Raw genomic sequence first — 14,161 nt, forward strand, 5'->3', positions numbered from 1 at the left:
TTGGTTATTGGTTATTGGTTATTGGTTATTGGTTATTGGTTATTGGTTATTGGTTATTGGTTATTTGAATCCGTTAAAAAATCACTTACTTGCATCCGTTGCCGAACCGCCCTCTTACATCCGTTAAATCCGTTAAAAAATCCGTTGCCGAACTGCCCTCTTACATCCGCTACATCCGCTACAAAATCCGTTGCCGAACTTATCGAACTTGTTGAACGGGCAAACTCCCCGGTTTAACACTCAAATTAACTATTTGCCCGTTGCGGTTAATTTCCATTGGCAAATTGCCGCCAACCTTCGCATTTTGCACAAACTCCTGAACAGCTTCCGACTGAATAATCGGCTGATTGTTAATCTTTTGAATCACATCTCCAGCCCGCAAACCCGCTGCTGCTGCGGGAGAATTAGGAACAACACTCACAATCGCCACACCGCGATCGACTGCAACTCGCAGATTGCTGTTAGCATTGCTGTTAATTTGCTGCTTCACCTCCGGAGTTAGTGTCGCCATTTCAATACCTAAATAAGCGTGTTCGACTTTCCCCGTCGAAATCAGTTCCTGCGCCACTTCTTGCGCCGCCTGAATCGGAATCGCAAACCCCAATCCTTGCGCGCCTTGAATAATCGCCGTATTCATCCCGATCACTTCCCCCGAAGCATTCAGCAGCGGCCCGCCAGAATTCCCCGGATTAATTGCAGCGTCTGTTTGAATAAAACCAATGCGCTTGTCGGGTACGCCCACGTCGGTACTCGATCGCCCTGTAGCGCTAATAATCCCCGCTGTCACCGAATTGTCCAAACCGAGGGGATTGCCGATCGCGATCGCCCATTCCCCAGACAGCAGCTTATCAGAATTGCCGATCCTCACCACAGGCACATCATTCGCCTCAATCTTCACCACAGCAACATCCGTCACCTTATCCGCCCCCAACACCCGCCCCTGATAGCTGCGCCCGTCCTTGAGAGTGACATTTACCGTATCTGCGCCCTCCACAACGTGAGCGTTAGTGAGAATCACGCCGTCAGCCCCGATCGCAAAACCCGAACCAGTACCCCGTTCAATTCCACCTCGGCCGCCCGAATTTGGTTGTCCGCCAAAAAAATCCTCCGGCGAAACCCCTCTATTTCCCGGTTTCACCTTGCGCGAAGCATCGATCCGCACCACAGCCGGGCCAACTTTTGCCACCGCAGCCACAATAAAATTCACATTAGCCGCATCCCCCGACAAGGGAACAGGCGGCAAGACTTTCCCCGCTTGAGGCTTAGTATTAGCAGGCACTTGCAATCTCGGTTGCAGGGTTCTTTGTCCCGCATCCCCCGAATTTGCACGTAATTGAGAAACCGACAGCCGATCGCCCAACATGGCGGCTCCGGCTCCCGTTACCAGCAGCAATATGTAAATTGCCGGTTGCTTCCAAAATTTGCCAGTAGAACTCTTCATCGCTACGTTTTAAGGCTTTCGGGCCAAATTTAAATACTTGCCTAGCAGCTCTTTGATACCTGCTATATCCACAGAGCCACAAACAAAATTTTTGGGCGATCGGCAGACTCACCTAAACTGTAACATTCAGCTTCTCATTTTGGATTTTTGATTGCCAACGGTCAACGGTCAACGGTCAACGGTCAACGGTCAACGGTCAACTGTCAACGGTCAACTGTCAACGGTCAACGGTCAACGGTCAACTGTCAACTGTTATATATCTGTCGGTCTAGCTTCCCAACCACCAACTCGACTAAACTAAACTCTCTGGACTTGACAATCTCTTGAATGCCGATCGGCAGGGGTAAGCAGTGGACATTACGCTCGAAAGTCTGTGGAATCAGATACTTGAACGTCTCCAGGTACAACTGAGCAGACCTAGCTTTGAGACGTGGATCAAAACTGCTAGGGCCGAACAACTCGAAAATAACTGTTTGATCGTCAGCGCCCCCAACCCCTTTGCTCGCAATTGGTTGCAAAAATACTACGTCAAAACCATCGCTGACGCAGTTGAAGAAATTCTCGGCTATCCCGTAGAAATCTACTTGACAATTGCCGGTGGTACCGAAACAGGCGGCAGCAACGACTCCGCCACGATTTGGCCTTCCCCGATCGCCGATAGCCCCGAAAGCCACTCGCTTCACCCGCCGAAACCCGCCAATTTAAACCCGAAATACGTATTTTCCCGCTTTGTCGTCGGTTCCAACAACCGCATGGCCCACGCAGCAGCCCTCGCAGTCGCCGAGTCTCCGGGCCGAGAATTCAATCCCCTATTTTTGTGCGGCGGCGTTGGTTTGGGCAAAACTCACTTGATGCAGGCGATCGGTCATTATCGCTTAGAAATTGACCCCAGCGCCAAAGTTTTTTACGTTTCAACTGAGAAATTCACTAACGATTTAATCGCTGCAATTCGCAAAGATAGTATGCAAACTTTCCGCGATCACTATCGCGCCGCCGATGTTTTATTAATAGATGATATCCAATTTATAGAAGGCAAAGAATACACCCAAGAAGAATTTTTTCACACTTTTAATACTTTGCACGAAGCCGGAAATCAAGTGGTTTTAGCTTCCGATCGCCCGCCGCAGCAAATCCCCCGCCTCCAAGAGCGGTTGTGTTCCCGATTTTCGATGGGATTAATTGCCGATATTCAATTGCCCGATTTAGAAACACGAATGGCAATTTTGCAGAAAAAATCTGAGTATGAAAATATGAGACTGCCGCGAGATGTGATTGAATACATTGCTTCTAGCTACACTTCCAACGTTCGGGAATTAGAAGGAGCTTTGATTCGAGCGGTAGCATATCTTTCGATTACGGGTTTGCCGATGACTGTGGAAAATATCACCCCGGTTTTGAACCCGCAAACTGAAATCGTAGAGGCGACGCCGGATGCAGTAATTGCAGTTGTGGCTGAGGTGTTTGATGTTTCTGTGGAAGACTTAAAGGGTGTTTCCCGCAGGCGAGAAATTAGCTTTGCTCGTCAAATCGGGATGTATTTAATTCGACAGCATACCGATTTGAGTTTGCCAAAAGTTGGCGAAGTTTTTGGCGGCAAGGATCACACGACTGTGCTTTACAGTTGCGACAAAATTGCTCAGTTGCGGAATACCGATCCGACTTTAGCCCAAACTTTGCGTCAATTGAGCGATCGAATTAACGTTGTCAGCCGCAAAACTTAAACCTGTTTTCACACAATCACTCATGGCGTAGGGTGCGTCAGCCGCAAATATTCTCACTCTCCTGTCACAATATTCGGCCTGCTGAGGCACCCTACAATCACTACCTGTGGAAAAACCTGTGGAAAATATGCCCCGATGATGTGGAAAACTTTACTCGATCGCCCAAAACAATTTTTGCAGCAAAATGCACGGGCGATCGATCTCACCAGCTTTTCCACAAGTTCTCCACAGGCATTTATCAGCTACACCTCAAGCGCAGCAAGCAATTATTTTATTTTTCCACAGTTTCCACAGGGCGATCGCACAAAAATAATTCAATAAATTAAAAAAAATAGTGTCTCACCAACTGTCAACTCTTGCTTGTTGCTTCTGCTTTCGGAGTCAACCGCCAACCGCTTTCGGAGTCAACTGCTAACTCTCATCAGCTTTGTGTGATAGGATTTGCTTCTGTCTCAAATCCGGTTAATTAACCTTCATCTCATGAAATTGGTTTGCACCCAAAGTGACCTCAACGCCAACCTCTCGTTGGTAAGTCGGGCCGTTCCCTCCCGCCCGACACATCCGGTACTAGCCAACGTGCTCTTAGTAGCGGATGAGGAAAATCAGCGGGTTAGCTTAACAGCTTTCGATCTCAGTTTAGGCATTCGCACCAGCTTTGCAGCAGAAGTGACTGGCGGCGGAAGTTTTACCATACCCGCGAAATTGCTCAACGATATTGTTTCCAGACTCCCTGGCGGAGAGATTACTTTAGAAGACGAAGCCGGAGACACCGTAGCATATCTTACTTGCAGTTCTGGCAGCTATCAAGTCAGAGGCATGGGCCCAGAAGAATTCCCAGAACTACCCGCCATCGAAGCAGGAACAATCCTGAAATTGCCGCCCGAAGCCTTGATAGAAGGACTCAAAGGCACTTTATTTGCTACTAGCCCCGACGAAGCAAAACAGGTACTCGCAGGAGTACATTTAAAAGTATTGCCAGATTGCCTAGAATTTGCAGCGACAGACGGTCACAGATTGGCAGTAGTTCAAACCGCAAACGAAAAAGCCGAAGGCGAAGAAACCGAACAAGAATTTGAGGTAACAGTTCCTGCTAAAGCATTGCGGGAAGTAGAAAGAATGCTCGTGATGCGACAGTGGACTGAACCAGTCACCCTGCATTTTGAACAAGGTCAAGTAGTGTTTGAATGGGCAGATCAGCGGCTGACAACCCGCACCCTAGAAGGGCAATATCCTGCCTACCGACAGTTGATTCCGCCGTCTTTTGAGCGGCAAATTACTCTTGAGCGGCGATCGCTCTTAGCAGCAGTAGAAAGAATAGCAGTGTTTGCTGACCAAAAAAATAACATCCTCAAATGCAGCATCGATGAGGAAAATCAAGAAATCACTTTGTCGGTAGATGCAAAAGATGTCGGCTGCGGTAAAGAGTCAATGCCGGCACTGATTTCGGGAGAGAGCATAGACATTGCTTTCAATGTCAAATACTTAATTGATATTTTGAAAACAGCTCAATCTGCCGAAATTCAACTGCAATTAAACGGTGCTCTTGCTCCAGTAATTTTTCAGCCTTTGGGCGGAGTCAATGCTACCTTCTTGGTGATGCCTGTTCAGCTCCGACCTTAATCAATCCTGGACGCAGAACATCTATTTGTAGGGTGCGCATTGCGCACCTTACAATTGCAAGTAGCACGTCAAATAATTTGTTTGCATAGTTTGTAGAGCGATGCAGACTGCACCGATTGACTTCGCGTCCCATTCCCTCAGCGATTGACCAGTCGGTGCTTTTCGATGAAGCCTACTAGATTAGTCGGTGCGCATTGCGCACCCTACAAACTACCAACTAATTTTATTGTATAATTGCATCCTGAACATCCTTCAAATTAAAGGCAATAAAATCTCAAATTCCGTGCCAGTACCGGGCGTAGAATGCAAATTTAACTTGCCTTTATGCTTTTCTGTAACAATTTGATGCGTAATTGCTAGCCCCAAGCCAGTACCTTTACCCGCAGGTTTAGTAGTGAAAAATGTCTCAAAAATCCGGCGCTGAATTTCTGGCGTAATTCCCGGCCCGTTGTCGGCAATTCTGATGGCTATCCAAGAGTTATTTTGATTTTTTTCTGCTGTGTCCGGGCTATAATCGCCGTTTAGGCTGGCGGACGATCGCAATTTTGCATCTTTTCGCTCGCCCACAACATAATTTTGAAGTAATTCCGAATTCACGCAGTCTCCGTCAGCACTGTCGATTACCTCAGTTTCAATAGTAATCGCAGGTAGGAAACCTTTTTCTCCTTTTAGTTCTTCCAAAGCATCCATCGCATTGCTGACAATATTCATAAATACCTGGCTCAACTGACCCGAATAACACTTGACCAAAGGCAAATCTCCATACTTTTTAACTACTTTAAACCCGTACTTGAGACGGTTTTTCATAATTAGCAGCGTACTGTCAATACATTCGTGGAGGTTAGCTTCTTTTAAGTTAGTTTCATCCATGTGAGAGAAGGTGTGCAGGCTGGTGACGAGTTCGGTCAGCCTCTGGGATGAAACTTTCATGCTTTTGAGAATTTCTTCCCAATCTTCTTGCAAGAAATCAAATTCTATGTCTGCTTTTAGTTTGTCAACTTTTTCGCAAGGGCCGACAATTTCTTCGTAAGCGCACAGCAACTCCATGATATCTTTTGAGTAGTTCGACAAAAAGCCCAGATTTCCGGTGATGCAGGTGACGGGATTTCTAATTTCGTGGGCGACTCCAGCTACCATCTGCCCCAAACTTGCTAGTTTTTCAGTTTGAATGAGTTGAGATTGAGTTTGCTGTCTCAGCAATTTTGTCGCTAGTTCGTGAATGTTAGATTGAGCTACTAACAGTTCGTGTACGTCTACCAAACTATAAGAAACAGGCGACACTTGAACTACAATCGGCTCGTAAAGCAGTTCTTTCGATCGCAGCAGCGACTTCCGGGCTGCATCCACGATTAAAGTATTGCTAGGAAAAATTAAAGTCTGAATTTCGGCAAAGCGGTATAAAGCCCTGACAGGTCGCTTTAAAAATAATTCTCGCCCAAAAGGACGGCTGAGAAATTCTAAAAATCTTCGCCGGGAAATCATGCCCGCAAATTCACCTCGATCCGTCAAAATGACTCCCGGTAACAGCGGATTAGCTTCTAACATCTGGGAAATTTGCATTCCCAAATCCGTAGCTTCTACCTTAAAATCATAAAGCGATAATTCTTGGAGAGTAGAGTTTAAACAAAGTTCTTTTAGCTCTGTCTCGGACATGGCTTGGATTGGTCTTTCGACGCAGGAGGTATTCAACATAAAATCATCAAGATACTTGTTTCAGGTTCTATTAGCCAGCAGAGATTCAGCTACCAAAGCTCAGTCAGCAAGTCAGTAGCTGAGTGCTTGAGCCGACTCCCCGGTAAACCGCATTTTAAGTTACACAAAAAAACTGACCGTGGTAAATGGGATTTTACCACTTCAACTATTAGGCAAGTTCGAGTATGACTGAGATAGATGCGCCCTGGCAATTATGCCTGACTTTATTTTATATTGACTTGAGGCCTGTTGCCGCTTAATTATCGTATTTAACTATTAATTAACCTTGGCTTAAATTCTTAACCTTTTGTTAACAATAATCCGGTCTTGCTGACAAGTTAAATATTTTACTAAAAGATAAAATTATAAGTGCGCGATCGATACACCAAAATAAAAGAAGTTAAAACGCGCGATCGCCCGCCACGCCTCAAATACCGCCAAGGTTAGCTTTTGTACTAAGACCACAAAAGCTGGCGCATTTCATTATTAACTGGCTGCTAAGAGCAAATCAAGCAGAAATATCGATCGCCATTTAAACAACTTTAATCAGTCAAAAATTTATTAATTATCCGCATTAATTCAATGATGACTAATACAAAAAATATCCCCAAAACTGCAAAAAATCAAATTCGTTTTAAAAATTGCGATCGAAGTTCTAGGAACATAGAAATTGTAGGCGATCTATATACCAAAACACCGCGGCGCCCTGGTGTTTGCAGGAGCGGCGACTTTTAATTATTGGTATAAAATTGAGGATGCTAGCAAAAAAGTTTCAACTTAATCCTAAATTAGGGCTGTCAAGAAGGTATGATCGACAGGGGTTCTGCCAAAGACGTGCAACTAGATAGGAATTTACCAGTAGGCGATCGATGCAACCAGTCCTAACGAATCAGTTAAACAATGCTTTTACCCTTTTTCTCAGCTTGTTAGTAGAAGCAATACCTTTTCTACTGCTGGGAGTTTTATTCTCAGGCTTGCTGCTGGGATTTGTAGACGAGCGCAAACTCGTATCTCGCATCCCCAAAAACCCGCTGTTGGGGGCTTTGATGGGTAGTTCGATCGGCTTTTTGTTTCCCGTGTGTGAGTGCGGTAATGTGCCCGTAGCCCGCAGGTTGCTGATGCAGGGAGTTCCCGCACCAGTCGCGATCGGCTTTTTACTCGCGGCCCCCACCATCAATCCCGTGGTAATTTGGGCGACTTGGACCGCATTTCGCGATCAGCCAGAAATTGTAGTTTTGCGGGTGGTTTTTTCCCTGATTACAGCCACAATTATCGGCTGGGTGTTCAGTGCTCAAGCCGACTTGCGCCCTTTGCTACACCCCTCTGTAGCCCGGGCGATTCCCCTCCCAAAACCAGAGTTTTCGGAAAAAGAACTCGCCAAAGCCAACACTCCGCTGCTTTTGCAGTCGGGAACATTTATGCTCGGTCAGCCGGGAGGGGCGGTGCCGATCGAATCTTTGGTAAAAGACGAGTGGAAGCCCTTACACACAGGCAAAACAGACAAAACCTCGAAACGTTCATCCATGTTTCACCCCGTTTCTAAAGAGCGTCTGCGCCTGCTTTTAGATAGTATGGTACAGGAGCTGCGCGAATTGGGAGGAGTTTTGGTAATTGGAAGTGCGATCGCAGCCATCATTCAAGTCGGCGCACCCCGCGAACTAATTCTTAACCTCGGCCAAGGCCCAGTTTCCTCGATTCTAGCCATGCTGCTATTAGCCGCAGTCGTATCGATTTGTTCTACTGTAGATGCCTTTTTTGCCCTGTCTTTTGCTTCCACATTTACCAGCGGCTCGCTATTAGCCTTTCTCGTATTCGGCCCGATGATTGACCTCAAAGGCATCGGTTTAATGCTGTCTATTTTTAAAGGTCGAGCCGTAATTTACTTAATGATTTTGGCAGCTCAGTTAACTTTTTTAATGACTCTCGCTGTCAACTTGTATCTAGGTTAAAATTAGCCAAGATGCCTAACTAACAATAGATTCTCAATTTCCAATTTTCCCTGACCAATTTCCAATTTCCCATAACTAATAACTACTGACGTTGGACGTTCGCGAGTTCGTACTTTTGCACTAATGACGGCAAGACTACTGACTACTGACGTTCGCGAGCTATATGAGCTCGGACTACTGACTACTGACTACTGACTACTGACTACTGACTACTGACTACTGACTCTTGAAAAATGAACCTTAAAAAATTTAGCCCTTGGCTGGACGCCCTAGCTATCTTAGGGTGGGGAATATTGCTCCTCAAATATTGGATCACCGGCAAATTAAGCATTCTGATTCACCCCAATTACTTTGGCTTGACTGTAGCCGGAGGCATCGGCTTACTGTTGATTGGCGGGTTTAAAATTTGGGAACTCTTAAAGGTCGATCGCGCCAACAAGCAATCCCGGACAACCAAGGCAAATAAACCTATCAGAATGACAGAAGTTGAACACGTTACTTTATTTCCCCCCAGTATCGGCAGCACCTTAATGTTGAGCGTCGCATTAATCGGTTTAGCAGTAACGCCACGCACATTTAGCAGCCAAACAGCACTCGAACGAGGCCTCACCGAATCCCTGCCCATCACCAGACTGCAACCGCAAGAATTTCGCAATACTACAAAACCCGAAAAGCGATCGCTCGTCGAATGGGTGCGGCTGTTAAATTTTAATCCCGAACCCGATACATACAGAAGTCAAAAAGTCAAGGTTCAAGGATTTGTAATTCACCCGCCCAACGTATCAGAACAATATTTGTGGATCGGGCGTTTTATTATTACCTGCTGCGCGGCAGACGCCTATCCGATCGGGTTGCCGGTAAAATTACTGATCGGTCAAAGCCGCACCGCCTTTACCCCCGACACTTGGCTAGAAATAGAAGGAGAAACGATCGTAGAAGAACTGCAAGGTAAGCGCAAATTAATTATTCAAGCATCCTCCCTAAAACCAATTTCTGAACCAAAAAACCCTTATGATTATTAGAGGTGGTGCAAGTTCGAGATTGAATTTTAGGTTCGTGATTGTGGGATTGGCATCCCACCAGTGTCCCAGTCTAATCTGGTGACGTAAAATCTGTTGTATCTGAGATTGTAGGATGGCCCCAAAAACCGTCCTCCGTAGAAAATTAACACGAGCGAAAGTCAGCTATAAAAGTAGCAGCAATATCCAGTAGGAGTTGCAGAAAGCAGTTTCAGCAACTAAACTCGTAATTAGAAAATAAGTTCTCACTATATGTCATCCGAAAAAAAACTAGCTATTAAAGGTGCTGTCTGGACGATCGCCAGCTATGGAAGCAGTCAGGTGATCCGATTCGGTAGCAACCTAATTCTGACGCGCCTGCTGTTGCCAGAACTATTTGGTCTGATGGGTCTAGCCTACGTTTTCATCACAGGTATCCACCTGTTCACAGACATAGGTCTCACCCCAAGTATCATCCAAAACAAGCGTGGAGAAGAGCCAGAATTTTTAAACACGGCTTGGACAATGCAAATTATTCGCAGCATTGTTGTGTGGTTGTTTTTAATTTTAATCACCTGGCCAGTCGCTAATTTCTATGAAGAACCCCGTCTGCTGTGGTTGATTCCAATCATAAGTATAAATACCTTAATAGGAGGGTTCAAATCTACTGCCGTAGCTACTCTCGAACGCAAAATGACAGTCAAGCCAGTAGTAATTTTTGAGCTGGGGATACAGTTCGTTTCTACAGTAGTGATGATTGTCTGGGCCTGGTTCGATCGCAGTATCTGGGCGATCCTCGCTGGCGGCTTTTCTGCTTCTTTAATTGAGTTAGTATGGAGCCATTTGTTAATTCCCGGCAAGTCAAACCGCTTTGCTTGGGATCGACAATCAGCTAAAGAAATATTTTCTTATGGAAAATGGATATTTTTGTCTACGATTTTATTTTTTCTGTGCTCTCAAGCCGATCGCCTAGTTCTAGGCAAAATATTTACTTTAACAATGTTAGGCATTTACGGCATCGCTTTTACCCTCGGCGATATGCCGCGCCAAGTCATGATCGCTGTCGCTAGCAGGGTAATTTTTCCCTCTATTTCTATGCTAGCAGAGCTGCCTCGTGAAGAATTGCGCGCCAAAATCCTCAAAAACCGCAACTTGATTCTAATACCTTTAGCCATAGGCTTAGCAATTTTTGTCAGCTTTGGAGACCAGCTAATTTTACTACTGTACAGAAAAGAATATGTTGCAGCATCTTGGATGATGCCCATCTTAGCTTTAGGTATCTGGCACACAACTCTCCACAATTTGATGGGTTCCTGTTTGTTAGCTGTAGGAAAATCTCAGTATGGAGCTATGGGCAATTTGGCAACTTTCTTGAGTATCAGTATTGGCATCCCGGTAGGATATCATTTTATGGGTAATTTAGGTGCAGTGATTGCTGTAGCTGTCGGCGACATTCCTACTTATTTAGTAACTACCTACGGTCTTTGGAAAGAAGGACTAACTTGTTTTTGGCAAGATTTGCAATTAACTGTACTGTTTTTAGGAGTGCTGGGCAGTATACTTTGGTGTAGAGTAGCTTTTGGTTTCGGTCTGCCAATCGATAAAATCTCACCGATGGATTTAATACCTATAAATCAACTGTTTCAGTAAACAAAAAGGAGATTGTCTGTATGTTAAAGGGAAATACAAGAAGAAAAGTAATCCACTTTATCTTTTTACAAATGGCTCTGTTACAAGAAATATGGCGAGTGGCCAGCAGGTATATTAAAATGATGTTTTTTTATCAAAAAACTCAGATCGTGAATTTATTCAAAGAAAACGAACAGCCAGAAAAAGAACGCCCCAAAGTCTTTGCTGCTGTCGCACACATTACATCTGTTGAAGAATCTGAGAATCCAGAAAAAGCGGCAGCAAAAATAGAAAGACTCAGGCACACAATAGATGGACTGTTGACGAGTTTTGCTGATTGCGACCTGAGTATTGCGATCCAAACTCTACCGAACAGGCACGTTACAGCTTATTTACCTGAATATCAAATTAATTGCATTCACATACAAGAATGCCCTGAATGCGACCCGATGTTTGTAGGGTTTAGACTTCAGGAAGAATTTGTCGAAAGACTAGAAGAATTTGACTGGTTTTTATTCATAGAAGATGACATTGTTTTTTCCGAGGGTTTCACTCTAGAAAAATTAAAAAAGTTCAACCAACAAAGCGGGTATGAAAATGCTATCCTTTACCCAAACCGTTATGAAATGTATGAAGGAACCAAGAGATATATTGATTTAACAATAACGCAACCATTTGTTGTAAGTAAGCTATCTAGTGTAGAGATAGAAGGTGTCAAATTTGCTGAGTTTGATAATCCTCACGCAGCATTTTATTGTTTGTCAAGAAAGCAGATGAAACAGTGGATAAAATCAGGTCGCGTCTTGAAAAATCAAGTGGTGAATGTCGGGTCTTTAGAGAGTGCAGCAACTTTTTGTCTTTTATAATGTTTCTCAATATATAAGCCTCACCCGTCCAATTTAAACTATTTTGAGGTCAGGCATTACGATAGCATATATTCTAAGCTATATCCCGAACCCGAATCGCGGTATACAGTCTCAGGCGTTAATGATAGTTCCAAGATACCAATCGTCAAGGATTCGTGAAATGGCTCTAAGCTAAGTAGCAGTCAGAATTTTTAGTAGCATGGGTAGAACGACAGCGTTATCGATCGACCGATCGCACAATTGGCGATTTGAGATTTGAGATTAAATTGAAAATCTCAAACAGTCATGGACGCACCACAACTTTCATAAACCGGGTTTTTTGCCAAAATATAGATGTGACAGCCTTTACCCTGGTAAAAAAAACTGGTTTCTGAGGGTCGGGAGTGCGTCCATGACTGTAAAATTTAAGAGGTAAAATTTGGAAATTAATTTTCAGCAGCAAGAGGATAGAAAGATTTGTGAGTATTTTTAACAAAAAAATTAATCCTTCGCCCTTCGCTATTCTGCCATTCAAACAGCCGATCGACCGGGTAGCGATCGCCCTGATGCTCTTGCTGAGCCTCTTAGTCGGACTGTTGCTGCTGGGCGGCGATCGCACAGCACCCAGAGTCCGAGAATTTAGCTGGGAAAACAAACAAATCGGCGCCGCAGATACCGGCTTTATTCTCAACTTCTTTCGGCCGATGAACCACTCCACCGTCGAGGAAAACTTAAAGCTAGAACCGCCCCTCCCCGGTAAATTTAGCTGGGCCGGCCGCCGCATGGCTTACACTCTCCAAAATCCCGCACCCTACGGCGTTACCTACACATTAAAACTCACCGGAGCCACCGACAAGTATTTCGGAGAAAACAACCAAAATAAAGGAACGCTAATTAAACCGTTTAGCAGTTCCTTTCGCAGCCGCGATCGAGCTTTTGCTTACATCGGCGTTCAAGGCGAAACAGAAAGCAGATTAATGCTAGTCAATCTCAGCAGCAGCGACTCGAAACCGATACCGCTGACTCCCAAAGATTTAGTCGTAACTGATTTTAAAGCCTACCCCAACAGCGATCGCATTTTATTCTCCGCCACAGATCGATCGATCGCCCGTACTGGCGGCACCCTAAATCAAGAACTATTTACAGTCACCACCGGCCTCAATCCCCAATCCCCCGGTTCCGAAGCCCAACCACCACAGCCCGCAGGTAGAATCGACAAACTCCTAGACTCCAAAGATTACCAAAACCTCAAATTCGACCTCTCAGCCGACGGAAAAATCATCATTGTCCAGCGCGTCAACCGCCGCAATCCAGGCGATTTCAGTCCTTGGATTTTGTCAGAAAAATTGCCGCCCAAACCCCTGGAAAATCAACAAGGGGGAGATTTTATGATTCGCCCCGACAGCAAATCGATGGTAATATCTCAAAAACAAGGATTAGCGATCGTCCCCCTCAAACCCGAAGCAGATCCAGTAGAATTTTTGCCAAAATACGAACAAGTATTGGGGATGGCCCGGGACAACTCCGCCGCCGCCTACGTTAAATACAACAGCGACTACACTCGATCGCTCTTTATCTTAGACAACCAAGGCGCAGAACAAGAAATACTGCGCATTCCCGGTAGCATCATCGCCGTTTATTTTGACCCGCGCAAAAACAAAGACAACCAATTCCAGCGCCTCTACTGCTTGTTAGCCGAACGACTCAAAACAGAAAGCTACAAAGAACAGCCTTTCATCGCCGCCATCGACCTCAAAAAAGATGGTACTCGTTTGGTAGGAACCATCAAACCGCTGCTAGTTTTACCCAACCAATTAGATACCCAAATCAGTTTATCCCCCGACGGACTGGCATTAATTTTCGACCAATCAGTCACAACAGCAAAACCCACAGCAGCAGACAGTCCCCGCAACGACAGCGGACAGTCGATCGCCACTAGCCGCCTCTGGCTGCTACCCTTATTAGAAATACCCGCAGACAATTCTCCCGCAAAAGTACAGCCCGAAGAACTTCCCTTTGCCGGCTATCACCCCCGCTGGCTTCCCTAAATCGATTTTCCATTCTCGATTTAGCGATATTGCTAAATATCAATCAGTAATCGCAGTTTCAGATATTAATGCAGCGTTAGGGAAGCTCCAAATGCGAAGCTATGAATGCAAAAAAGTATTTTTTAACACCGTGCCAGCGTCCTCCCCGAGCGAGTATTATATAACGCGTGTTCGGCGAAGATGCTGGTACTACAAATCCTCGCCCGCAGGCGCCCCCG

General features: G+C 45.2%; 10 protein-coding genes. 8 read left to right on the forward strand and 2 right to left on the reverse strand.

Annotated elements, in window-relative coordinates:
• Nucleotides 1-199: 199 nt before the first annotated feature.
• A complete protein-coding gene (locus QT974_RS05995; RefSeq protein ID WP_333467611.1) occupies nucleotides 200-1,441 on the reverse strand; it encodes an HhoA/HhoB/HtrA family serine endopeptidase in 1,242 nt (413 codons plus the stop codon).
• Between the two features lie 350 nt (nucleotides 1,442-1,791).
• Between QT974_RS05995 and dnaA the strand changes: the two genes are divergently transcribed.
• From dnaA to dnaN, 3 genes are all read left to right on the forward strand, one after another.
• Nucleotides 1,792-3,162, forward strand: coding sequence for a chromosomal replication initiator protein DnaA (gene dnaA / locus QT974_RS06000; protein ID WP_333467612.1), 1,371 nt, complete (start codon nucleotides 1,792-1,794; stop codon nucleotides 3,160-3,162).
• A gap of 32 nt (nucleotides 3,163-3,194) precedes the next feature.
• Entirely contained in the window at nucleotides 3,195-3,488 is a 294-nt protein-coding gene (locus QT974_RS06005; RefSeq protein WP_333467613.1) for a hypothetical protein, read from the forward strand.
• Between the two features lie 154 nt (nucleotides 3,489-3,642).
• The gene (gene dnaN, locus QT974_RS06010) at nucleotides 3,643-4,782 is read left to right on the forward strand and encodes a DNA polymerase III subunit beta (protein ID WP_333467614.1); all 1,140 of its coding nucleotides are present in this window, start codon (nucleotides 3,643-3,645) and stop codon (nucleotides 4,780-4,782) included.
• Nucleotides 4,783-5,034: 252 nt separating this feature from the next.
• Here the strand turns inward: dnaN and QT974_RS06015 are convergent, their stop codons facing one another.
• Nucleotides 5,035-6,474, reverse strand: a complete 1,440-nt coding sequence (locus tag QT974_RS06015; protein WP_333467615.1) for a sensor histidine kinase — start codon at nucleotides 6,472-6,474, stop codon at nucleotides 5,035-5,037.
• Between the two features lie 869 nt (nucleotides 6,475-7,343).
• Between QT974_RS06015 and QT974_RS06020 the strand changes: the two genes are divergently transcribed.
• The 5 genes from QT974_RS06020 to QT974_RS06040 all read left to right on the forward strand — a co-directional run bounded on the left by QT974_RS06020 (nucleotide 7,344) and on the right by QT974_RS06040 (nucleotide 13,943).
• The gene (locus tag QT974_RS06020) at nucleotides 7,344-8,423 is read left to right on the forward strand and encodes a permease (protein WP_333467616.1); all 1,080 of its coding nucleotides are present in this window, start codon (nucleotides 7,344-7,346) and stop codon (nucleotides 8,421-8,423) included.
• A 233-nt stretch (nucleotides 8,424-8,656) separates the two neighbouring features.
• A complete protein-coding gene (locus tag QT974_RS06025; RefSeq protein WP_333467617.1) occupies nucleotides 8,657-9,445 on the forward strand; it encodes a TIGR03943 family putative permease subunit in 789 nt (262 codons plus the stop codon).
• Nucleotides 9,446-9,694: 249 nt separating this feature from the next.
• Nucleotides 9,695-11,071 (forward strand): oligosaccharide flippase family protein, encoded by a 1,377-nt coding sequence (locus tag QT974_RS06030; RefSeq protein ID WP_333467618.1) that lies wholly within the window; start codon nucleotides 9,695-9,697, stop codon nucleotides 11,069-11,071.
• A gap of 20 nt (nucleotides 11,072-11,091) precedes the next feature.
• Nucleotides 11,092-11,916 carry a hypothetical protein gene (locus QT974_RS06035; protein ID WP_333467619.1) on the forward strand — a complete coding sequence of 275 codons (825 nt, stop codon included), beginning with the start codon at nucleotides 11,092-11,094 and terminating at the stop codon, nucleotides 11,914-11,916.
• A gap of 458 nt (nucleotides 11,917-12,374) precedes the next feature.
• Nucleotides 12,375-13,943: a hypothetical protein gene (locus QT974_RS06040; protein WP_333467620.1), complete on the forward strand. Its 1,569-nt coding sequence runs from the start codon at nucleotides 12,375-12,377 to the stop codon at nucleotides 13,941-13,943.
• Nucleotides 13,944-14,161 lie beyond the last annotated feature (218 nt).

The organism is Microcoleus sp. BM001215392, assembly GCF_036700185.1.
In the GTDB taxonomy this organism is placed as follows: Bacteria; Cyanobacteriota; Cyanobacteriia; order Cyanobacteriales; family Microcoleaceae; genus Microcoleus.